The following is a 24,069-nucleotide window of genomic DNA, read 5'->3' on the forward strand; positions in this document are numbered from 1 at the left end:
CTATGCCTGAAGATAGTATTGAAGAAATTAATTTCGAGCAAATTAATAAAGAAGCCATTTCACAACCCTTAGTATCCCATATTTATACAGCAGATCCATCTGCACATGTATTTAATGGTAAAATTTATATTTATCCCTCACACGACATCGATGCCGGTATTCCTTTTAATGATAATGGAGATCATTTTGGTATGGAAGATTATCATGTGTTTTCGATGGAGAATATCAATTCGGAAACTTTAGATAATGGTGTTGCATTGCATGTAAACGATGTACCATGGGCAGAAAAGCAAATGTGGGCACCTGATGCAGCTTGTAAAAACGGAAAATATTATTTGTATTTTCCTGCGAAACGTGCTGACGGAATTTTCCAGATTGGAGTCGCAAGCAGTGATTCGCCTATTGGCCCTTTTTTACCGGAGCCAGAACCTATTAAAGGAAGTTATAGTATTGATCCTGCCGTTTTTGAAGATACAGATGGGAAACATTATATCTATTTTGGAGGTATTTGGGGAGGACAACTTCAAAAATACAGAAACAATAAGTACGATAATAATTATGAAGAACCAACCGATAATGAGCCTGCTTTAGGTCCAATAGTAGCGTTATTAACGCAGGATATGCTGGGATTTGCCGAAGAGCCAAAAGAAATAAAAATTTTGGATGAAAACGGAGAAGTATTATTGGCCGGAAATAATGAGAAACGTTTTTTTGAAGCGTCCTGGGTGCATAAATACAATGGAAAATATTATTTTTCATACTCTACAGGTGATACTCATTTTATCTGTTATGCCACAGGTGATAATCCTTACGGGCCGTTTACTTATCAGGGGCGAATCTTAAATCCAGTAGTAGGCTGGACCTCACATCATTCTATTTGTAAAGTGGGAGAGGAATGGTATTTGTTTTATCATGATTCGAGTTTGTCAAAAGGAATAACTCATTTAAGAAGTATGAAGGTAACCAAAATCGATTATCTCGAGGATGGAAAGATTGTTACTATAGATCCCTATGGAGCACAAAGAGCACAATAGACTAAGATTTCTATTAATTGAAACAGTAATAGTTTGAAATTTATTTTCTATGGAAAAGGGAGATGAAAGAGCTGAAAAAATCACCAAAGAATATAGTGTTAAAAAAAATCGAAATTGATTGTGTAATATTCAATTTCAAAAATAAAAGTCTTGAGGTTTTATTAGTAAAACAAGAAGATAATGAAGGGCTTATAACCTGGGGTCTGGCCAGTGATTATATAAAAGAAAGTGAAACCATATTGAGTACTGCCCATAATATTCTGAAGAATTATACAGGTGGCGATCACTTTTTCTTAGAGCAGTTAAAAGCGTTTAGTTATATGCCTTCACCTTCGTTACAAGAGGATATTTCCATTGCTTATTATGCCTTGGTAAAACTGGATAATAAGATCAAAGATTCTAATTATGCTGATGCGAAGTGGTTTAGTATTAATGACATTCTTGGTTTAAACGACAAGCATAAAATAATATTAGATTTTAGTTTAAAAGAATTGCGGGCAAGTATCTGCAAAAGCACCGTAGGGTTTAATTTACTGCCGGAGAAATTTACACTATTACAGGTTATAAATCTTTATGAAGAGATTTTAGGAATCGAAATAAACAAATCAAATTTTAGAAGAAAGCTGCTGCAGACAGGAATCCTGCATGATTCAAATGAAAAAGAAGAAGATGTTTCGCACAGAGCTGCAAGATTTTACAGCCTGAATTTAAAAAGTCACGAGTTGTTATCGTACGGAGAATTCAATTTTAATTTTTAAAGAATTTTTTGTGCTCATGATAGTGAATTTCATTTGGATCAAGTATTACAACTAACGATCATGTAATGACGTTTTTGCCTTTGAAAAATGATGAACCTTACAAAACGGCTTATCAAGAATGGAAACAAGAATTAGAGTTTATACTAACACATAAAAAAATAAAAAAATGATAGTTTTAGGAGATAAAGAATACTACAAAGGTATTGGTCAAATTAAATTTGAAGGAAAAGAATCGGATAATCCACTGGCATTTAAATATTACAATCCAGACCAGGTTGTAGCAGGAAAAACCATGCGCGAACACTTTAAATTTGCAATCGCCTACTGGCATACTTTCTGCGGACAGGGAAGTGATCCGTTTGGTCCGGGAACGCAAAATTTTAGATGGGATCAGTCTTCTGACCCGTATCAGGCAGCAAAAGATAAGGCAGATGCTGCTTTTGAATTTATCAGCAAAATGGGATTTGATTATTTCTGTTTCCATGATTATGATTTAATTGCTGAAGGAGCAACTTTTGCAGAATCAGAAAAACGTTTGGCATTTATTACGGAATACTTAAAACAGAAAAAAACAGCATCTGGAATTAAATTGCTATGGGGAACTTCAAACTGTTTTTCAAACCCAAGATTCATGAACGGAGCGGCCACAAATCCTGATTTTAATGTAGTAGCAAGAGCCGGAGGACAGGTAAAATTAGCCCTTGATGCAACGATTGCTTTAGGTGGAGAAAATTACGTTTTCTGGGGCGGACGTGAAGGTTATATGTCTCTTTTAAATACTGATATGGGAAGAGAATTAGACCACATGGCGCAATTCCTTGCAATGTCAAGAGATTACGCAAGGGCGCAAGGTTTTAAAGGAACTTTCTTTATCGAGCCAAAACCAATGGAGCCCTCTAAACACCAATACGATTTTGACACGGCAACTGCAATTGGATTTTTAAAAGAATATGGTTTAGATAAAGATTTCAAAATCAATATCGAGGTAAACCACGCTACATTGGCACAGCACACTTTTCAGCATGAATTAGAAGTGGCAGCAAAAGCAGGAATGTTAGGAAGTATCGATGCCAATAGAGGAGATTACCAAAATGGATGGGATACAGACCAGTTTCCAAATAACATTCAGGAAACGACCGAAGCGATGCTGGTTTTCTTAAAAGCCGGCGGATTGCAGGGCGGAGGCGTTAATTTTGATGCAAAAATTAGAAGAAATTCTACAGATCTGGAAGATGTTTTCTTAGCGCACATTGGCGGAGCAGATACTTTTGCAAGAGCTTTATTGACCGCAGATAAAATCATCACTTCTTCTCCTTACGAAAAATTAAGAACAGAAAGATACAGCTCTTTCGATTCTGGAAAAGGGAAAGATTTTGCTGATGGAAAATTAAACCTTAAAGATCTTTATACTATCGCTCACGAGAATGGAGAATTAACACTTCAAAGCGGAAAACAGGAATTGTTTGAAAATATCATTAATCAATATATTTAATAATTAATATGTGATAGCTATAGAAGGTTAATTCCTAAAACAACTATTTGATACTATTTTGTGCGCACATCTTTATCAAAATTTAAAGCTTTGATAAAGATGTGCGCAACCACTAACCAAATTAAAACAAAAAGCATGAAATTTTTTATTGATACAGCTAATTTACAAGACATTAAAGAAGCGCAGGAACTTGGCGTTTTAGATGGTGTAACAACAAATCCGTCATTAATGGCGAAAGAAGGTATTACGGGAAAAGATAATATTTTGAAGCATTATCTGGATATTTGCACTATTGTCGATGGAGATGTTTCGGCAGAAGTTGTTTCAACAGATTTTGAAGGAATGGTAAGAGAAGGAGAAGAACTTGCTGCATTGCATCCGCAAATTGTGGTGAAGCTACCTATGATCGCAGATGGAGTGAAGGCCTGTAAATATTTTTCGTTAAAAGGAGTCAAAACCAATGTTACATTGGTCTTTTCGGCAGGGCAGGCCCTTTTGGCAGCCAAAGCAGGGGCAACTTATGTTTCTCCTTTTTTAGGAAGACTAGACGATATTTCAACCGACGGAATGCATTTAATTGAGGAGATTAGAGAAATCTATGATAACTATGAATACAAAACCCAAATTCTCTCAGCTTCAATAAGACATACCATGCATATTGTAAATTGTGCAAAAGCAGGCTCAGATGTTATGACTGGACCGCTTTCTGCAATTAAAGGACTGCTAAAACACCCGCTAACAGATATTGGACTTAATCAATTTATTGAAGATGCCAAAAAAATGAAATTATAATACTCTTATTACTAGTTTGATAAAACATTTTTATAACAGCAAAAGCTTCTTTTGAATTTAATTTAAAAGAAGCTTTTTTATTTTTAATAACAACCGATTGCTTTTTGTGCTTTTTTTGACTAATTTTTTAGAAAATAAACGGAGATAAATAGCTATTAATGGCAAATACAGGGCTTTATTATTCTGCTTTGTTGTTTTTTAACAATATTTTTACTTTAAAAAAGAGCTGTTTTATGACTGCAGCCTAATCACTTTTACTTTTATGTTTTTTTTAATTAAATTTTAATAATGCCTCAGTATTATTAAAATTACAATTAAAATTAATTGAGTTAATACGGATAGTTTATTATTTTAAGTTATTAATTAAGTAAAATATTTTTTAAACTGCATTTTTTTGTGAAATATTTAAAATAAAAGTAAACAACCGATTGTGTGTTGATTCCTTTTTTTTATATTTGTTTTAAATACACTTATTAACTAAACCAAAATTAAATTTTAACTATCTAACATCAATTTTTATGACTAACTTTTTTGTTACAAGTAAAACGAAGTATCTAAAATGCTTTTGTTTTTTGATATTAATGTTTGCGATATCGCTCCATTCGAGTGCACAGACAAAAGTTACCGGAACCGTATCAGATACCAATGGGCCAATTCCGGGAGCTAACGTAAATTTAAAAGGAACAAAAAATGGCGTAAGTACAAGTTTTGACGGTACTTATTCTATAGATGTACCTTCTAGTGGCGTTCTTGTTTTCAGTTTTATAGGTTTAAAAAACAAAGAAATAGCCGTAAACGGACAAACTCAAATTAATGTAAAACTTGAAGAAGACGCTGGTCAGCTAAAAGAAGTAATTGTTATTGGGTATGGAACACAAAGAAAAGAAGCTGTAACAGGATCTGTAGCATCTATTGGAGGCAAGGAATTAAATGAAGTACCTGCTGCCAACGTAACTCAGGCATTACAAGGAAGACTCGCCGGTGTAGATTTAACACAAACTTCTACAAAACCGGGAGCAGCAATGCAGATACGCATACGCGGTACCAGATCTTTAACAGGAAGCAATGATCCTTTAATTGTTTTGGATGGTGTTCCGTTTGCAGGTTCTATAGGAGATATAAATCCTGTTGATATAAAATCTGTCGATGTTTTAAAAGATGCTTCTGCAACTGCTATTTATGGTTCGCGTGGTGCGAATGGGGTAATATTAATTACAAGTAATAAAGGGCGTAAAAATCAAAAAGCTACATTTAACTATAATGGATTCAGTGGGATAAAGCAGGTTTTTGGTAAATACGATATGATGGACGGTGCTAAGTTTGCAGCACTTCGCGATTATTCAACTTTATATACAGATGGAATTGATGAATCAAGAGGCACCAATACAGACTGGCAGAATTCGCTTTACGGAGCAGGTGAAATGATTAGTCATGATGTTAGTGTATCAGGTGGAACTGAGAATGGAGCCTATAATGCAGGTTTAGGTTATTATAAAGAAGAGTCTGTACTGCCGGGCCAAAAATATGAACGCTTTAGTATCAGAGCGGGTTTAGATCAGCAGGTTGGAGGCGCTTTTCGTATAGGATTTAATACTAATAGTAACTATGCTGTAACTAATGGCGATAACATTGGTACAGGAACTATTCTGGCAACCTCTCCGTTAGCCAATCCTTATAATCCCGATGGATCTTTAAAGAGAACAGTTAGAATGGGAGGAGATGAAAACTGGGTTTACACCAGAGAATCCATTAATAATTTAGGAGAATCTTATGTTAATCAAACCAGAGCTTTTAGTTCTTATAATAATATTTTTGCCGAGGTGAAAATACCAGGAGTACAAGGTTTGAAATACCGTATGAACACGGGGTTAAATTTGCGTTTGTCTAATAGTGGTTATTATGAAGGACAAGGAGTATTTGATGTAAATCCTACTACGATCTCTAATGCATCTATTAGTAATACATTATCGACACAATGGCTTATTGAAAACCTGATAACATACGATAAAACTTTTGCAGAAAAACATACTGTAAATTTTGTTGGATTATATTCAAATGAGCAGTTTACATCAAATACTTCGCAAATATCAAGAAACGGAATTACTTCGGATGCCTTTCAATTTTACAACTTAGGTCAAAGTGAAGAAGAGGCTGTTATAAATCCTGCAAATCAGGATTACACACAATGGGGTTTGAGTTCTTACATGGCCAGAGCAATGTATTCATACGATAATAAATATTTTATTTCGGGAACAATTCGTTCAGATGGTTCGTCAAGATTAGCCAAAGGAAATAAATGGGTAACGTATCCGGCTGTTTCTGCAGGATGGACAATTTCAAACGAATCTTTTATGAAAAAACTCTCATGGGTTAATTTACTAAAAGTACGTGCAGGATACGGAGAAACTTCTAATCAGGCTGTAGATCCGTATCAAACTTTGGGAGCATTAAGTACAAGACCTTATAATTTTGGAACTACGAATTCTACAGGTGTATATGTTACAACATTGCCTAATCCAAATTTAGGATGGGAATATTCTACAACATGGAATTACGGATTGGATTTTGCATTCTTAAATAATCGCTTGTCAGGAACAATCGAATATTATAAAACAAATACAAAAGATTTGCTGCAAAGAGTAAATCTTCCGGCAACAAACGGAGTTAGCAGTTATGTGGGTAATGTTGGAGAAACTGAAAACAAAGGGTACGAAATCGCTTTGAACGGTGTTATTCTTGATAATCCAAAAGGGTTGAGCTGGACAGTGGGCGTTAATTTATATGCCAACCAAAACAAACTGGTTAAACTGGCATCAGGATCTCAAAGAGATGAAGGTAACTCGTGGTTCGTAGGTTATAATATCAATTCTATTTATGATTATCAAAAAGTAGGTATCTGGCAGGAAGGCGACCCATATATGTCTGTGTATGAGCCAGGACCAACGAATATTAACCAACAGGGAACTGTAGTAGGATCTATCAAAGTTAAATATACCGGAGATTTTAATCCTGATGGTTCACCAACACGTGCCATTAATGCAAGTGACAGACAAATAATAGAAACTGATCCTGATTTTCAAGGCGGTTTTAATACCAGTTTAACCTATAAAGGATTCGATTTTTCTGCTGTTGGAGCATTTAAAAGCGGAGGTATATTAGTAAGTACACTTTATGGAGGTAACAGTTACTTAAATCTTTTAAATGGACGTAGAAGTAATGTCGATGTAGATTACTGGACACCGGATAACAGAGATGCTGAATTTCCTAATCCGCGAGGTATCAGAAGCGGAGATAACCCAAAATATATGTCAACAATGGGCTATTTTGACGCCTCTTACGTAAAAATCAGAGCCTTAACACTTGGATATACTTTAGATGAAAAACTCATGAAAAGTTTAGGTATTGAAAGACTAAGACTTTATTGTACGGCACAAAATCCTTTTGTATTCTTTTCTCCTTATCATAAAATGTCTGGAATGGATCCTGAAACAAATTCTTATGGAGATGAAAATCAGGCAGTAAATTCATACCAACGCAGGTTTTTGGTTATTGGAACAAATACACCTTCGACCAGAAATTTTTTATTCGGACTTAATTTAACATTTTAATCAAGAAGAACTATGAAACGATATATTTTTAAAAATTTAATTATAGGATCAGTAGTTTTGTTCTCCTTTGCAGGCTGCTCTGATATTTTAGAAGAAAAACCACATGATTTTTATGAACCTGGTTATTTTAAAACCGAACAGGGAGTGCTGCAAGGATTAACTTCGCATTATGCACATTTGCGCTGGATATATGGGCAGGCATATTATTACAATTCTGTTCAGACTGGTACAGATGAAAATACTTATGGACAGCAAGCCGACGGAAATTTTAAAGACCATGATTTATCCGGAGTTGGGGTCATTAATGCCACCTCAAGCAGAGCTGATGTAGTATGGAACAATTCGTATAACGACATCAATACCGCAAGCGGCATTATCGAAAATGCAGCAGCAGTAGGTGTGGCAAACAGCTTAATTGCAGAATCTAAATTCTTCAGGGCTTTTGATTATTTTTTATTAGTACAGAATTTTGGAGGGGTTCCTTTAGATTTAGGAGCGGGAGAACTAAAATTTAATAGTAAACCCACGAGATCTTCAAAACGAAATACAGTAACAGAGGTATATACAAAAGCTATTTTCCCAGATTTAGCAGCAGCAGTAAAAGAATTGCCTGATGCGCCAAGATTAACAGGTACGGCAACTAAAACTTTAGCCCGTTTAATGTTATCAAAAGCTTATCTTACATATGCATGGTGGTTAGAAAATCCTAACAATATCCCTACTTATCCTGATACGCCAAGAACAGATCCAGATGGACATAATGCACAATGGTATTTTCAAGAGGCCTATAATATAGCTTTAGACGGAATTAATAATCCGGGATCTTATGCATTATTGCCTTATTATTATGATGTAAATTTAGGGTCTAATGATCGAAATAAAGAATTAATGCTTTATGCAGATCATACAGAGGCCAGTGAATATTATAATGGAGCAAGTCTTACTTATGGAAGCGGAGGATCACCGGATAATTTTGCAGGTTGGATGGGAACATGGAATTATACGGCTATAAGAAGTAAAAATGCTTCTGGTGCTGCAGTTTCTACTGTGCAGCGTGCAGCTGATCAATTCTTAGGACGTCCGTGGGTAAGAATGGTACCGCCTATTGAAGTTTTTACAAAAACTTTTGCGGATAAAACGAACGATTCAAGATATGACGGAACATTTGCGGCTGTTTATCGTGGAAACTGGAACTTACTTGGAACAGGATTAACCGACGTAGCAACATTATACAATGCTAACGGATTACCGGTAAAACCAGGCGATGCTATTGTAACTTTTCTTAATGATGAACCCGCCACACCAATTGCATATCCTGCTGGAGCAGGCGATAACGGTGTTGGTGCCGGAGTGTTACCAGGCAGATCTGATTATGTAATTTCTCCATCAGGAATAAATAGAATAGTATATCCGGGTTTATGGAAATTAGGGCCATACCGTACTGATAATGCCGGAGGATTAGGACAGCCAAATGCAGGAAGTACAAGACCATATCCTATTGCTAAGTTTTCAGAACTTTATTTTGTTGCGGCAGAAGCGGCAGTAAAAGGAGCAACAGGCGCTATATCAGCAAGAGATCTTATCAATGTAATAAGAGCCCGTGCAGGAAAGTGGCGTTGGGACAATAATGGTAAAGTGGCAAAAACAGCAGACAATAGCGCTTTGCTGACAAGTGCAACTCCTGCCGTAATTGATATTAATTATATTCTGGCAGAACGTTCCCGTGAATATTACGGCGAAGGGTATCGCTGGTACGATTTGGTAAGAACCCAAAAATGGAATGAACTTGCCGGAAAATATACAATAGGCGGATCAAATTACGGACAGCATACACCAGCGGTTGTTACAAGAACGATACAACCGTATCACTATCTGAGACCTATTCCACAAGGACAATTAGATGGTATGGAAATGTCAGATGCAGACAAGAAAGCCTATCAGAATCCGGGGTATTAATCTTTTTGCAAAAGCAAATTTGATCCTATTATAAGTGTTGATTTTTTAGAGCGGCACAATAAGTTAGTTTTTTCAAATTTGCTTTAGTTTGAAGCCGGGGGATAATTCCTTCGGCTTTTAAATATTTTAAAATATAACCTAACATTTTTATAAAGATGTTAATAATAAATGAGTTAGTACAAATGAAATATCGACAACTATTTTTCTTATTACCATTATTGTTTCTTTTTTCGTTTAAAGGAACACAGGTTAACGATACCCTTATAAAAAGGCAAATTCAAAAGGCACCTGTTTTTTCTAATGTTGTTTATCAGGGAGATGACAATATTTATAAAAATAATCCATTAAAATCAGATGAATTTTATTCTCCGGTTTTACAAGGATGTTATCCTGATCCTGCAATTACCAGAAAAGGAGATGATTATTTTATGGTATGTTCTTCATTTGCCATGTTTCCGGGAGTACCCATTTTTCATTCTAAAGATTTAGTAAACTGGACAGATCTTGGCGGCGTATTAAATAAAGTATCCGAATTTAATCCGCATGATACAGGTATTAGTGCCGGAGTTTATGCGCCGGGTATAACATACAATCCTCACAATGACACTTTCTATATGATTGTAACGGCATTTTCTGGAGGTCTGGGCAATATTATAGTAAAAACAAAAGATCCTATGAAAGGATGGGGAAGTCCGATAAAATTAGGTTTTGAAGGAATTGATCCATGTATATTTTTTGATGATAACGGAAAAGGATATGTAGTTCATAACGATGCTCCTGACAAAGGAAAAGAATTGTATCAGGGACATCGTGTTATTAAAATTTGGGAATATGATCTGGCAAAAGATCAGGTGATTCCCGGTACAGATAAAATTATAGTTGATGGAGGTGTAGATCTTTCTAAAAAACCAATCTGGATAGAAGCGCCGCATTTATATAAAAAAGACGGTCATTATTATTTAATGTGTGCCGAAGGAGGTACAGGAGGAAATCATAGCGAAGTTATTTTTATCAGTGACAACCCAAAAGGGCCTTTTAAACCGGCATCAAATAACCCGATTCTTACCCAGAGATATTTTCCTCAAAACAGAACCGATAAAGTAGACTGGGCCGGACATGCAGATTTAGTGCTTGGACCTGATAATAAATATTATGGCGTATTTCTTGGTATTCGCCCAAATAATAAAGACAGAGTTAATACCGGCCGTGAAACTTTTATGCTGCCTGTAGACTGGTCAGGAACTTTTCCGGTATTTGAAAACGGATTAGTGCCTTTGGAGCCAAAAATAAAAATGCCCAAAGGAGTTACCGAAAACAAAACAGGTAAAGACGGTTTTTTTCCGAATGGCAATTTTAAGTTTACCGAAAACTTCACTTCTGATAAATTAGATTACAGATGGATAGGACTCAGAGGGCCGCGAGAAAATTTTATTACTGTAACCAAAAAAGGACTTCAGATTAATCCTTTTGAAGTTAATATTAAAGAAGTAAAACCCACTTCGACACTTTTTTACAGACAAATGCACAACAGTTTTTCTTTTGCAGCAACAATAGATTATAAACCTCAATCAGAGAAAGATCTGGCTGGAATTGTCTGCCTGCAGAATGAGCATTTTAATTATGTTTTTGGAATAACAAAAAAAGGAAAAGATACTTACATCTTACTGGAAAGAACAGAAAAAGGAGCCTCAAAAATTATTGCAAGCACTAAAATTGATATCAAAAAAACAGTGCGTCTGCAGGTAAAGGCAGCCGGAGACAGCTACGAATTTAGTTATGCGTTAAACGGCGATGATTTTAAAAATTTAGGCGAAAGCGTTTCAGGAGATATTCTTTCAACAAATGTTGCTGGAGGTTTTACGGGAGCATTGGTAGGATTGTATGCAACGGCAGCAAACGATGCCCGTCCACAATAATAAACTACAGCAAAAAAGTACCAAACAGATAATAATCTTTAAAACGTTAAACATGCAAAAGGAATATTTAAAATGGCTGTTATTTCTACATCTCTTTTTTTGGGGATGTATATCAAATCAGTCATTTTTAATAGCACAAAGCAAAGCAAACAATGAGAATTGGGTTGGTACGTGGGCTTGCGCACAAATGCAGGTAGAACCCAATAATATGCCTCCCGCTCCGGGTCTTTCAGAAAATACACTTCGGCAGATTATTAGAGTTTCTATAGGAGGAAATCGCATGAGATTGCGTTTCTCTAATATCTTCAGCGATCAGCCAACAGTTTTAAAATCTGTAAGTATTGCAAATGTTGTCAACGCACCGATTATTGATATAAAAACTCAAAAAGTACTTAGCTTTAATGGAAATTCTGAAATAACAATAAGTCCGGAGCAGGAAGTATTTTCGGATGTTTTTGATTTTGAATTACAGCCGGGTCAGCTTCTGGCCATTACTATTCATTATGGAGCGACTTCGGTAAAAACATCCGGACATCCGGGATCACGTACCACTTCTTATATTCTTGAGGGAGATAATATCCAAAATGCCGCTTTTGAGGGAGCTATAAAAACAGATCACTGGTATTCAATTATGGGATTAGATGTCATTGCCAATAAATCTTCTGCAGCAATAGTTTGTTTAGGAAATTCTATTACAGACGGACGCGGATCCGGTACCAACAAACAAAATCGATGGACAGATATTTTATCCGCAAGATTACTGGCAAATAAAAAAACACAAAATATAGGAGTTTTGAATTTAGGAATTGGAGGAAATTGTGTCATTAAAGGCGGATTAGGACCTACTGCATTAAATCGTTTTGATAGAGATGTACTTTCACAAAAAGGTACAAAATGGCTCGTACTTCTGGAAGGGATCAACGATATCGGAGGAATTAAAGATCCGAAAGATGCACCTGTTAAAGCTCAGGAACTTATTGAAGCTTACAAAGTGATGATCGATAAAGCACATGCTAAAGGAATTAAAGTGTACGGTTGTACTATTTTGCCCTTTGCAAAATCATTTTATGATGCGCCACACAAACAAGAAACCCGCGATATTGTAAATGACTGGATTAGAAATAGTAAAGTCTTTGATGGAGTAATTGATTTTGATAAAGCAATGGTTTCAGAAAAAGATTCAAAAACCATTTTGTCTAACATGCATGATGGTGATTTTTTGCATCCAAACCAAGCAGGTTATCTGAGAATGGGAGAAGCAATAGATCTGAATTTGTTTAAATAATAGCTTCCTATTGTAATTACTATTCTATTTCAATCCACATTTAAAACGATTTTTTGATAATAAAACAGCTTTAAAATGAAATCAATAATTAAGTTTTTCGCATTTATTTTTCTTTTTTCGGTAGTACAAAAAGGGTATTCTCAAGATGCTGATTTTCATATTTATTTGAGCCTTGGCCAATCAAATATGGAAGGATATGCTAAAATAGAACCACAGGATAAAGTTGGTATCGATGATCGGTTTCAGGTTTTGCAGGCAGTTAATTGCCCGGAACTTAAACGAACAAAAGGGAATTGGTATACCGCCATACCGCCCTTATGCCGCTGCAATACGGGATTAACACCAGTAGATTATTTTGGGCGAAATATGACTGCCAATCTTCCAAAAAATGTAAAAGTGGGCGTTATCAACGTAGCAGTTGGAGGCTGTAAAATTGAACTTTTTGATAAAGACAAGTCGGCAGATTATATTGCAGCAGCACCAGACTGGATGAAAGGCATGATTAAGGAATATGATGGAAATCCGTATCAGCGACTTGTGGAGCTGGCCAAAATAGCGCAAAAGAAAGGAATAATAAAAGGTATCCTGCTGCATCAGGGAGAATCGAATACAGGTGATACACTCTGGCCGAAAAAAGTAAAAATTGTCTACGATAACTTAATGAAAGATCTGAATCTGGATCCTAAAAAAGTGCCTTTACTTTCAGGAGAAACTGTAAACGAAGACCAAAATGGTAAATGTGGAAGCATGAATAAAATTATTGCCACACTGCCAAAAACAATAGCTAATTCATATGTAATTTTATCTAAAGGATGTACCGCTGAAGCTGATTTTTTACATTTTAATGCTGCAGGTTACAGAGAATTAGGAAGACGCTATGCTGATAAAATGCTTTCGTTATTGGGATATAAATTCTCAGAAGGCAAAGCGCCCTTCATAATACAGGCTCCGCTTGGTTTTGATCAAACAAATATTAGTATACCAGCGGGAAAAATAGAAAGTATCAGTTATGAATCCAAAACTGTTGGCACAATTAGAAAAGCTGTCGTTTATACACCTCCGGGATTCAATAAAAAGAAAAAATATCCTGTGTTATACCTTTTACACGGAATAGGCGGGGATGAAAAAGAATGGCTCAATGGAGGAAGTCCGCAGATTATATTAGATAATCTTTATGCAGAAGGAAAAATTGAACCCATGATTGTCGTAATGCCAAACGGCAGGGCTATGAAAGACGACAGTGCTTCGGGAAATATAATGGCACCGGATAAAGTACAGGCATTTGCTGCTTTCGAAAAAGACTTATTAAATGACCTGATTCCCTTTATCGAAAAAAAATACCCAACTTATAAAGACAGTGAACACCGCGCCATCGCAGGTTTGTCTATGGGCGGAGGACAATCCCTGAATTTTGGATTGGGGAATCTGGATAAATTTGCCTGGGTAGGCGCTTTCTCAGCTGCGCCAAATACTAAGGCGCCGGAAGAACTGCTTCCTAATCCCGAAGCAGCAAAAAAGAAATTAAAACTGCTTTGGATTTCCTGTGGAGATAACGACTGGCTTATAGAGAATAGTAAAAGAACTCACGATTATTTATATAAAAATGATGTGCCTCATATTTATTATATCGAGCCCGGTGTCCACGATTTTAAAGTGTGGAAAAACGGGTTATACATGTTTTCACAGTTCTTATTTAAACCGGTTGATCAGTCTGTTTTTTCAGCGTATACCATTTTGGATAATACTGAGAAAAATAATCCGTAATGTAAAATATGCCGTGAATTTCAACAAGAGTTTTTCACGCAGATTTAAAAAGATTTTAGCAGATTATATTAAAATAAATCTGCTAAAATTTGCATAATCTGCGTGAAACAAAATCTTTTTAATCTGTACAATCTGTGGCAAAAAAGCTTAGTGATTTTGCGTCTCTGCGAGAAAAAGATCAAGGATAATTTGCTAAAAGAAAGCTTGATTTAATGATATTGCCCTACGAGACAAATATTGACATAAATTAATTGATTTTGATTAATAAATAAAAATACAATGAATAGATTTTCAACATATATCCTAACATTTCTTATCACCTTTATTTTTAATAACTTAAAGGCAGCTCAACCGTTTATAACGACTCAAAAAGTTGGAGATGTTGTCGTACTGAAAGAGAAATCTTCGCATCTTTCTTTTTTTGTTAGTAACGGAACAGATCCAGGTATTTTACGTGCAATTAGTAATTTACAAACTGATTTTGAAAAAGTAACGGGCGAGAAACCTGCTATTTTTAATCAGAAGCCAAATTCTTCGACACCGCTGATTATCATTGGAACAATCGGAACCAATTCTATAATTGATGCTTTAATTAAAGAAAATAAAATCGATGGAAAATTGCTTAAAGGCAAAAATGAAAAATTTATTATTCAAAACATAAAAAATCCATTTAAAGGAGTTGAAGAAGCCGTTGTTATTGCCGGCAGCGACAAACGCGGAACAATTTACGGAATTTACGAATTATCTGCGCAAATTGGTGTTTCGCCCTGGTATTACTGGGCTGATGTTCCCGTAGAGAAAAAAGAGACTGTTTATTTTGTAAAAGGAACCTACAGTGATGGAGAACCTGCAGTGCAATACAGAGGAATTTTTATCAATGATGAAGCTCCTGCATTAAGCGGTTGGGCAAAAGCAACATTTGGCGGATTTAACAGTAAGTTTTATGAAAAAGTTTTTGAATTACTGCTTCGGCTAAAAGCCAATTATATCTGGCCGGCCATGTGGGGAAATGCTTTTTATGATGATGATTCTGCCAGCGGACCTTTGGCTCATGAAATGGGAATTGTCATAGGTACATCACATCATGAACCAATGGCTTTGGCACAAACAGACTGGCATCGGTATATTAAAAAAAACAATCTCCCTAATGTTTGGGATTATTCTAAAAATAAAACCGTTTTAGATGAATTCTGGAAAGGCGGAATAGAACGCAGTAAAAATTGGGAAAAAATTGTAACCGTAGGAATGCGTGGAGACGGCGATGAAGCAATGAGCGAAGGAACCAACATAAGTTTACTGGAAAATATCGTAAAAGAACAACGTAAAATTATTGCGGATGTAACACAAAAAAAAGCAGAAAAAACACCTCAGGTTTGGGCTTTGTATAAAGAAGTACAGGATTATTACGATCAGGGAATGCGTGTTCCGAATGATGTTATTTTATTGTTCTGTGATGACAATTGGGGAAATGTGCGTAAACTTCCGGACTTGTCAAAACCGTTACATAAAGGCGGTTACGGAATGTATTATCATTTTGATTATGTAGGAGGTCCAAGAAATTCCAAATGGATTAATATCAGTCCCATACAAAGAGTCTGGGAACAGATGAATCTAAGCTGGGAACATGGTGTTGATAAAATCTGGATTGTTAATGTGGGAGATCTTAAACCAATGGAATTTCCAATTAGTTTCTTTTTAGAAATGGCATGGAATCCCAAAAAGTTCAACTCACAGAATCTTTTTGAGTTTACCCAGAAATGGGCAGCAGATCAATTTGGAACAAAACACGCCAAAGAGATTGCGAGGCTATTAAATACGTATCCAAAATTTAACCGAAGAGTCACTCCCGAAATGCTGGACAGCAAAACTTACAGTCTTGAAAATTATAATGAATTTCAAACTGTAGTTAATGATTACAAGAATCTGGCACTTGATGCTTACAGAATTTACAATGACATTCCAGAACAATACAAGGATGCCTATTTTCAACTGGTTTTATATCCTATAGATGCCTGCAGTAATCTTTATGAAATGTATTTTGCACAGGCGAATAACAGAAAACTGGTCTTAGAAAAGAATATTTTGGCCAATGGTTTTGCTGATCAGGTAAAAAGCAATTTTGCAAGAGATTCCATTCTTCAAAATAAATACAATAATGAAATTTCAGGCGGAAAATGGACTCATATAATGGATCAGATGAGAATTGGCTACAAAAGCTGGCACGATACACCTAAAAATATTTTGCCAGAAATAAGTTATGTATCAGAAAAAGAGCAGGTTGTAAGAAAAATATTCACAGAAAAAGAAGGCTGTGTTTCTATTGAAGCAGAGCATTTTTCGAAGTTAAATAACGCAAAGAATATTCATTGGGAAGTGATTCCCGATTTTGGAAAAACCAAAAGCGGTATCACCACTTTTCCACAAAACAAATATCCAACTTCGAACGATAATGTTTTTGTTGAATATGAAATTGATTTTATTTCTACGGGAGAATTTGATGTAGAACTGCTTTTGGCTCCTACACTTAACTTTAACAGCAACAAAGGACTTCGCTATGAAATTTCCTTTGATGGAGAAAAGCCGCAAACAATAAATTTTAACGGACAATATCGTGGAGAGTTAGGGAAATGGCAGGCAGAACACCTGATACATTCGACAACTAAACATTCGATTTCCAAAGCAGGAAAACATATTTTACGTTTCCGTGTTTTAGATCCCGGAATTGTCCTGCAAAACATTCTGATCAATACCGGAGGATTAAAATCTTCTTATCTGGGAGCACCTGAAAGTGAAAGGATTGCAGAGTAGAAAAGTTTGTTATAGTTACAACAGCTAAATATAAAACCTTTGGATAGTAGTCCAGCTTATTTATAAGACTGAAAAGGACAAAATCTACCATTTTCTAACCAAATGATAATATGAAAAATCTTTTGATAAAATATAAAATCGTGTATTATCTGTTGGGCTTATTACTAACCTCTTCGGCAGCAGCTCAAATGCAATTGTTTGATCTAAAAGAAATAAGGTTAAAAGAAAGTCCGTTCAAAAATGCGCAGGATGTTGATCTTAGATACATTTTAGAACTGAATCCCGACAGACTTTTAGCTCCGTACTTCATTGCTTCCGGTTTGCCTGTAAAAGCAGAACGATACGGTAATTGGGAGAGTATTGGACTTGACGGACATATTGCTGGACATTATCTTTCTGCTTTGGCGATGATGTATGCTTCTACAGGAAATATTGAACTCAAAAACCGTTTAGATTATATGATTTCAGAATTGGCCATCTGTCAGGAAAAGAATCGGAATGGTTATTTGGGAGGAATTCCGCAGGGAAAAGTTTTTTGGGACCGAATTCATAACGGAGATATCGACGGAAGTAATTTTGGATTAAACAATACCTGGGTGCCGCTGTATAATATTCATAAGCTTTTTGCAGGTTTAACCGATGCTTATCGTTATGCAGATAATAAAAAAGCAAAAGATATTTTGATAAAACTGGGAGATTGGTTTATCGAATTAATTCGTCCGCTTTCTGATGAGCAGATTCAAAACATTTTAAAAACAGAACATGGCGGAATAAATGAATCTTTTGCAGATTTGTATATCATCACTAAAAACAAAAAATATCTTGACACAGCCGAAAAACTTTCGCACTTAGCCATTTTAAAACCACTTGAGAATAAGGAAGATAAATTAACAGGACTGCATGCCAATACCCAAATACCAAAAGTGATTGGATTTGAGAAAATCGGCGTACTTTCAGGCGATAAAAAATGGTCAGATGCAGCTGAGTTTTTCTGGGAAAATGTGACCCAAAAACGCAGTGTAGCTTTTGGAGGAAACAGTTTTGCCGAACATTTTAATCCAACCGATGATTTTAGCGGTATGGTAAAATCAAATCAGGGGCCTGAAACGTGTAACTCCTACAATATGGAGCGTTTAGGCAAGGCTTTATTTCTGGATAAAAATGATGTATCCTATCTTGATTTTTACGAGCGTACCCTTTACAATCATATTCTGTCGAGCCAGCATCCTCAAAAAGGCGGTTTTGTTTATTTTACTCCCATCAGACCCAATCATTATCGGGTTTATTCGCAGCCCGAAACAAGTATGTGGTGCTGTGTAGGTTCAGGGCTTGAAAACCATTCTAAATATGGAGAATTAATATACAGTCATTCGGATAACGATGTTTTTATCAATCTTTTTATTCCTTCAGCATTAGACTGGAAAGAAAAAAATATGTATTTGGAACAAAGCACAAAATTTCCATTTGAAAATAATACAACTCTTGTTTTAAAACTGAAAAAAAGCAAAACATTCTCGGTGAATATTCGCTGCCCGAAATGGGCAGAAAACTTTGAAATCTCTATAAATGGAAAAATTCAAAAAATAGAAACGAAGCCTTCCAGTTATGTAACTCTCAACAGGAAATGGAAATCAGGAGATCAAATATCTGTTAAGTTTAAAACTTCGACACATTTAGAAAATTTACCCGACGGCTCAAATTGGAGCGCTTTTGTCAACGGACCTATTGTGCTGGCTGCCAAAACATCAAACAAAGATTTAGACGGATTATTTGCTGATGATAGTCGAATGGGACATGTCGCGTCAGGTAAATATTATCCTCTCGATCAGGCGTATGCCATGATAGGGGAAAAGGCAGGTTATATCGCAAAACTGAAAGAATTAGGAGATCTGCATTTCCGTTTAGATTCGTTAGAATTACAGCCTTTTTTTGAAATTCATGATGCAAGATATCAAATGTATTTTCAAAATTATACCAAAGAAGAATACAAACAAAAACACGATTTACTGAAACAACAGGAAATCGAAGCAATGGCTTTGGAATCTAAAACGATCGATAAAATTAATTGCGGCGAACAGCAGTCAGAAGTTGATCATGGTTATAAAGGCGAAAAAAGTGATTCGGGCTACGACGACACTAACGCCTGGAGAAGTACTCGTTCGTATATTTCGTATCAATTATTAAATAAAAGTAAGGCAGGGAAATTTTTAGATCTGAGCTGTATTGATGAATTTGAAACAGATAAAATCACGATTTTTATTAATGAGAAACCGGCGCAGATTATTTCTTTAGAAAACAAAATCATCCGGTTAAATATTGATAACGTTGAAATGGTAAACATCAAAATAAAAGCTAATGATGGCAATAATAGCCCGAAGTTTCATCAATTCAGAATTTTAAAAGATTAAAAATGATGCAAAATAAAACGAAGATAAAAATTAGAAACACTTTTTTTAGTCTTGTTCTGCTTGTTAATTGGGGTATTAATTATGCACAAAACAAAGCAAAGAATCCGGTCATTTTTGCTGATGTTCCTGATATGTCTATCATTCGGGTAAATGATATTTATTACATGAGCAGTACGACAATGCACATGAATCCAGGGGTTCCAATTATGAAATCTAATGATTTAGTCAATTGGAAAATCATCAACTATGCCTATCAGACATTAGAAGACGATAATGATAAACTAAATCTGGAAAATGGTAAAAATGATTACGGAAGAGGTTCATGGGCCAGCAGTCTTCGTTATCACAACGGGATTTATTATGTAAGCACTTTTTCAGGCACAACGAACAAAACCTATATTTTTTCTACAAAAGATATCGAAAAAGGTACTTGGAAAAGAACCGTTTTAGACAATTCTTATCACGATCATTCTATTTTTTTTGATGATGATGGAAAGATTTACATGGTTTGGGGAGCCGGAAAACTACAGATTGCAGAATTAAAATCGGATTTATCAGATGTAAAAGAAGAAACAAAAAGAATCTTGATAGAAAATGCCAGCGCTCCAGCCGGAAACAATATCATGCTGCAATCAGAAGGTTCACAGCTTTTTAAAATTAAAGGAAAATATTATCTGTTTAATATCGTCTGGCCAAAAGACGGAATGCGCACGGTAATTATACACAGGGCCGATAAAATTTCAGGTCCTTGGGAAGGAAAAATTGGATTGCAGGATTTGGGCGTGGCACAAGGAGGATTAATTGACACACCAGATGGAAAATGGTTTTCTTATCTGTTCAGGGATTTTGGCGGTGTAGGACGGATTCCTTATTTAATTCCGGTTAAATGGCAAGAGGACTGGCCAATATTAGGCGAAAACAGTAAAGTACCGGAATATCTGGACTTACCGGCAAGTAAAGGTTTAATTCCGGGAATTGTAAACTCAGATGATTTTAATCGGAAAAAAAACGAGAAAGATTTGCCTTTAGTCTGGCAATGGAATCACAATCCTGATCATTCGCTTTGGTCTTTAAAAGAAAGAAAAGGTTATTTAAGACTAAAAACCGGAAGAATAGACAGTAGTTTTCTTCAGGCAAAAAACACTTTAACGCAAAGAACCTTTGGCCCTGAAAGTACAGGAACTATTTTGATGGAAGTTTCTAAAATGAAAGAAGGCGACTTTGCAGGACTTTCTTTATTACAAAAAGAGTATGGGCTTGCGGGCGTAAAAGTTGAAAAGGATTCCAAAAAAATAATAATGATTGAAGTTCTTAAAGATATTCCAACAGAAATAGAAAGTATTCCTCTCACGCAGGATAAAGTATACCTCAAGGCAGAATGCAATTTTAAAGACAAAGCCGATAGCGGAAGTTTTTTTTACAGCCTTGATGGCAAAAAATGGAATAAAATAGGAAACGCAATAAAACTGCCCTATACACTTCCGCATTTTATGGGGTATCGATTTGGCTTGTTCAATTATGCAGCAAAAAATGTGGGAGGATTTGTTGATTTCGATTATTTCCATATCTCAGATCAAATTTCAAAAAATAATTAGTTTAAGATTTAACCAAAATAAAATACTCATCATATATTAATTCTAATAGAATAATCATGAAAAATACATATCTGTTTATCTTAAGTTTAGTTTCTATATTGAGTGTCAACGCACAGCAATATCGTTTTAAAGATGCATCTCTGAGTTCAAAAGAACGTGCCGAAGATTTAATTTCACGATTAACACTTGAAGAAAAAGCAGCATTAATGTGTGACCAAAGTGATGCCATACCCAGACTTGGAATTAAGAAATTTAACTGGTGGAGTGAAGCTCTGCATGGTTATGCCAACAACGATAATGTGACTGTTTTTCCGGAACCCATAGGCATGGCAGCATCATTTGACGATCAGTTGTTGTATCGTGTTTTTAATGCTGTTTCTGATGAAGCCCGCGCAAAATACAATCAATGGATTAAAAATGGTAATGAAAACAAGCGATTTTTGAGCCTTTCGGTTTGGACGCCTAACGTCAATATTTTTAGAGATCCGCGTTGGGGACGTGGTCAGGAAACTTACGGAGAAGATCCTTATCTTACTTCGCAAATGGGAATAGCAGTTGTAAGAGGATTACAAGGTCCTGCAGATGCGAAATACCGAAAACTTTTGGCCTGTGCCAAACATTTTGCCGTTCATTCAGGACCGGAATGGAGCAGACACGAACTGAATTTGAATAATGTAGATCCACGTGAATTATATGAAACCTATCTGCCGGCCTTTAAAGCATTAGTACAAGATGCCGATGTGCGTCAGGTAATGTGTGCTTATCAGCGATTGGATGATGAACCTTGTTGCAGTAATACGCGTTTATTACAGCGTATTTTGCGTGATGAGTGGGGGTATAAATACATGGTGGTTTCAGATTGTGGAGCTGTTACGGATTTTTATACCACACATAAAGTTTCCTCAGATGCAACACATGCAGCATCAAAAGCTGTACTTGCAGGAACCGATGTAGAATGTGTCTGGGAAAAATATCCTTTTAAAAATTTACCGGAGGCCGTTGAGAAAGACCTAATTAAAGAAGCCGATATTAATAAAAGTCTGCTTCGTGTTTTAACCGGCCGTTTTGATTTAGGCGAAATGGATGACGACGCCATTGTGCCTTGGGCTCAAATTCCGGCATCGGTGCTTAATAGTAAAGAACATCAGCAGTTAACGCTCGAAATGGCGCAAAAATCAATGACACTTTTGCAAAATAAAAATAACATTCTTCCTTTAAATAAAAACATAAACAAAGTAGCAGTTATAGGCCCAAATGCAGATAATGAACCTATGTTATGGGGAAATTATAATGGAACGCCGGTTAAAACAATCACCATTAAAAGCGGAATAGAATCAAAAATTGCCGAAAATAAAATGGTTTATGATAAAGCCTGCGATTTGGTAGAAGACAAAGTAAATCAAAGTTATTTTGACCAAATCTCATTTGAAGGCAAAAAAGGAATGAAAGCCACTTATTGGAATAATCCAAACAGAGAAGGCAATAGTGTTGTATCGCAGCAAATTTTAAATCCGATAAAAATGACAACTGCCGGACAGCATGAGTTTGCGTCGGGAGTGAAACTGGAAGGATTTTCGGCAAAATATGAAACAGAATTTCTGGCCAAAGAAAATGATAATCTTGTTTTCAATACCGGTGCGACCGGAGCTTTTGAATTATTTGTTAATGGAGAATCCGCAGCAAAATATACCAACTGGCGCACGGTTCCCGGAAAAATTGCCTTTGCAGTAGAGGCGGGTAAAAAATATAAAATAGAAATTCTGTATGCCCAATCCAACAATTGGCAGGCCAATCTTGAATTTGATTTCGGAAAAGAACACGATATAGATTTCGGGGCATTAATTCAAAAATTAAAAGGTACCGATACCGTAATTTTCGTTGGCGGACTCTCTACACTTCTTGAAGGAGAAGAAATGCCGGTTTCTTTTCCCGGTTTTAAGGGCGGCGACAGAACCAATATTGAACTTCCGGCAGTTCAGAGAAAATGTTTGCAGGAACTCAAAGCTGCCGGTAAAAAGGTAGTTTTTGTAAACTGCTCCGGTTCTGCAATTGCTTTTACACCAGAAACAGCAAGTTGTGACGCCATTTTGCAAGCTTGGTATCCGGGAGAATCAGGCGGTCAGGCTGTCGCCGATGTTCTTTTTGGAGATTATAATCCTGCAGGAAAATTGCCGGTGTCATTTTATAAAAATTCAGACATCTTAGGAGATTTTGAAGATTACTCGATGAAAGGACGTACTTATAGATACACAACAAATGTTTTGTTTCCATTTGGTTTTGGTTTAAGTTATTCTAAATTCCAAATTGGTACAGCAAATCTCAGTAAGACAAAGATAAAATCAAATGAAAATACACAGCTGAATTTTTCGATAAAAAATATCAGCAAACGAGAAGGAACAGAGATTGTGCAGGTATATGTTCGAAAAGTTAATGATAAAGACGGGCCTTTAAAATCGTTGAAAGCTTTTAAACGAATCAATTTAAAAGCCGGCGAAAAGCAAAATGCAACGATCGATTTACCTGCTGCTTCATTTGAATTTTATGATGCCAAAACCAGAGGAATAAATATAACTTCGGGTGAATATGAAGTATATTATGGTACCAGTTCTGATGTAAAGGATTTAAAAATGACAAAAGTATTTGTACAATAACG

General features: G+C 35.8%; 13 protein-coding genes. All 13 read left to right on the forward strand.

Annotated elements, in window-relative coordinates; all coding sequences use genetic code 11:
- The first annotated feature begins 2 nt into the window (after nt 1-2).
- The 13 genes from AC1RRQ_RS00640 (at nt 3) to xyl3A (ending at nt 24,067) form a co-directional block, all read left to right on the forward strand.
- Nucleotides 3-1,034 carry a glycoside hydrolase family 43 protein gene (locus AC1RRQ_RS00640; RefSeq protein WP_493020414.1) on the forward strand — a complete coding sequence of 344 codons (1,032 nt, stop codon included), beginning with the start codon at nt 3-5 and terminating at the stop codon, nt 1,032-1,034.
- A gap of 62 nt (nt 1,035-1,096) precedes the next feature.
- Nucleotides 1,097-1,792, forward strand: a complete 696-nt coding sequence (locus tag AC1RRQ_RS00645; RefSeq protein WP_493020416.1) for an NUDIX hydrolase — start codon at nt 1,097-1,099, stop codon at nt 1,790-1,792.
- Between the two features lie 166 nt (nt 1,793-1,958).
- A complete protein-coding gene (gene xylA / locus AC1RRQ_RS00650) occupies nt 1,959-3,284 on the forward strand; it encodes a xylose isomerase (protein WP_493020418.1) in 1,326 nt (441 codons plus the stop codon).
- Between the two features lie 135 nt (nt 3,285-3,419).
- Nucleotides 3,420-4,076, forward strand: coding sequence for a fructose-6-phosphate aldolase (gene fsa / locus AC1RRQ_RS00655; RefSeq protein ID WP_493020420.1), 657 nt, complete (start codon nt 3,420-3,422; stop codon nt 4,074-4,076).
- A 518-nt stretch (nt 4,077-4,594) separates the two neighbouring features.
- Nucleotides 4,595-7,684 (forward strand): SusC/RagA family TonB-linked outer membrane protein, encoded by a 3,090-nt coding sequence (locus AC1RRQ_RS00660; protein WP_493020422.1) that lies wholly within the window; start codon nt 4,595-4,597, stop codon nt 7,682-7,684.
- Between the two features lie 12 nt (nt 7,685-7,696).
- Nucleotides 7,697-9,640 carry a RagB/SusD family nutrient uptake outer membrane protein gene (locus tag AC1RRQ_RS00665; RefSeq protein WP_493020424.1) on the forward strand — a complete coding sequence of 648 codons (1,944 nt, stop codon included), beginning with the start codon at nt 7,697-7,699 and terminating at the stop codon, nt 9,638-9,640.
- A gap of 182 nt (nt 9,641-9,822) precedes the next feature.
- Nucleotides 9,823-11,556 carry a glycoside hydrolase family 43 protein gene (locus AC1RRQ_RS00670; RefSeq protein ID WP_493020426.1) on the forward strand — a complete coding sequence of 578 codons (1,734 nt, stop codon included), beginning with the start codon at nt 9,823-9,825 and terminating at the stop codon, nt 11,554-11,556.
- A gap of 52 nt (nt 11,557-11,608) precedes the next feature.
- Complete coding sequence (locus AC1RRQ_RS00675) at nt 11,609-12,841, forward strand: SGNH/GDSL hydrolase family protein (protein ID WP_493020428.1); 1,233 nt, start codon at nt 11,609-11,611, stop codon at nt 12,839-12,841.
- A gap of 75 nt (nt 12,842-12,916) precedes the next feature.
- On the forward strand, nt 12,917-14,605 hold the full coding sequence (locus AC1RRQ_RS00680; RefSeq protein ID WP_493020430.1) for a sialate O-acetylesterase: 1,689 nt from the start codon (nt 12,917-12,919) through the stop codon (nt 14,603-14,605).
- A gap of 279 nt (nt 14,606-14,884) precedes the next feature.
- Nucleotides 14,885-17,413 (forward strand): glycosyl hydrolase 115 family protein, encoded by a 2,529-nt coding sequence (locus AC1RRQ_RS00685; RefSeq protein WP_493020432.1) that lies wholly within the window; start codon nt 14,885-14,887, stop codon nt 17,411-17,413.
- A 110-nt stretch (nt 17,414-17,523) separates the two neighbouring features.
- Complete coding sequence (locus AC1RRQ_RS00690; RefSeq protein WP_493020434.1) at nt 17,524-19,821, forward strand: glycoside hydrolase family 127 protein; 2,298 nt, start codon at nt 17,524-17,526, stop codon at nt 19,819-19,821.
- 2 nt (nt 19,822-19,823) lie between these two features.
- Nucleotides 19,824-21,416 (forward strand): glycoside hydrolase family 43 protein, encoded by a 1,593-nt coding sequence (locus AC1RRQ_RS00695; protein WP_493020436.1) that lies wholly within the window; start codon nt 19,824-19,826, stop codon nt 21,414-21,416.
- A gap of 56 nt (nt 21,417-21,472) precedes the next feature.
- Nucleotides 21,473-24,067, forward strand: coding sequence for a xylan 1,4-beta-xylosidase (gene xyl3A / locus AC1RRQ_RS00700; protein WP_493020438.1), 2,595 nt, complete (start codon nt 21,473-21,475; stop codon nt 24,065-24,067).
- The last annotated feature ends 2 nt before the right edge of the window (nt 24,068-24,069 follow it).

It is taken from the genome of Flavobacterium sp. GW821-FHT12A05 (assembly GCF_058807735.1).

What these genes read in the sequence shown, in the direction of transcription:
- AC1RRQ_RS00640 (WP_493020414.1), top strand. Translation starts at nt 3, where the DNA reads ATGCCTGAAGATAGTATTGAAGAAATTAATTTCGAGCAAATTAATAAA.
- AC1RRQ_RS00645 (WP_493020416.1), top strand. Translation starts at nt 1,097, where the DNA reads ATGAAAGAGCTGAAAAAATCACCAAAGAATATAGTGTTAAAAAAAATC.
- xylA (WP_493020418.1), top strand. Translation starts at nt 1,959, where the DNA reads ATGATAGTTTTAGGAGATAAAGAATACTACAAAGGTATTGGTCAAATT.
- fsa (WP_493020420.1), top strand. Translation starts at nt 3,420, where the DNA reads ATGAAATTTTTTATTGATACAGCTAATTTACAAGACATTAAAGAAGCG.
- AC1RRQ_RS00660 (WP_493020422.1), top strand. Translation starts at nt 4,595, where the DNA reads ATGACTAACTTTTTTGTTACAAGTAAAACGAAGTATCTAAAATGCTTT.
- AC1RRQ_RS00665 (WP_493020424.1), top strand. Translation starts at nt 7,697, where the DNA reads ATGAAACGATATATTTTTAAAAATTTAATTATAGGATCAGTAGTTTTG.
- AC1RRQ_RS00670 (WP_493020426.1), top strand. Translation starts at nt 9,823, where the DNA reads ATGAAATATCGACAACTATTTTTCTTATTACCATTATTGTTTCTTTTT.
- AC1RRQ_RS00675 (WP_493020428.1), top strand. Translation starts at nt 11,609, where the DNA reads ATGCAAAAGGAATATTTAAAATGGCTGTTATTTCTACATCTCTTTTTT.
- AC1RRQ_RS00680 (WP_493020430.1), top strand. Translation starts at nt 12,917, where the DNA reads ATGAAATCAATAATTAAGTTTTTCGCATTTATTTTTCTTTTTTCGGTA.
- AC1RRQ_RS00685 (WP_493020432.1), top strand. Translation starts at nt 14,885, where the DNA reads ATGAATAGATTTTCAACATATATCCTAACATTTCTTATCACCTTTATT.
- AC1RRQ_RS00690 (WP_493020434.1), top strand. Translation starts at nt 17,524, where the DNA reads ATGAAAAATCTTTTGATAAAATATAAAATCGTGTATTATCTGTTGGGC.
- AC1RRQ_RS00695 (WP_493020436.1), top strand. Translation starts at nt 19,824, where the DNA reads ATGATGCAAAATAAAACGAAGATAAAAATTAGAAACACTTTTTTTAGT.
- xyl3A (WP_493020438.1), top strand. Translation starts at nt 21,473, where the DNA reads ATGAAAAATACATATCTGTTTATCTTAAGTTTAGTTTCTATATTGAGT.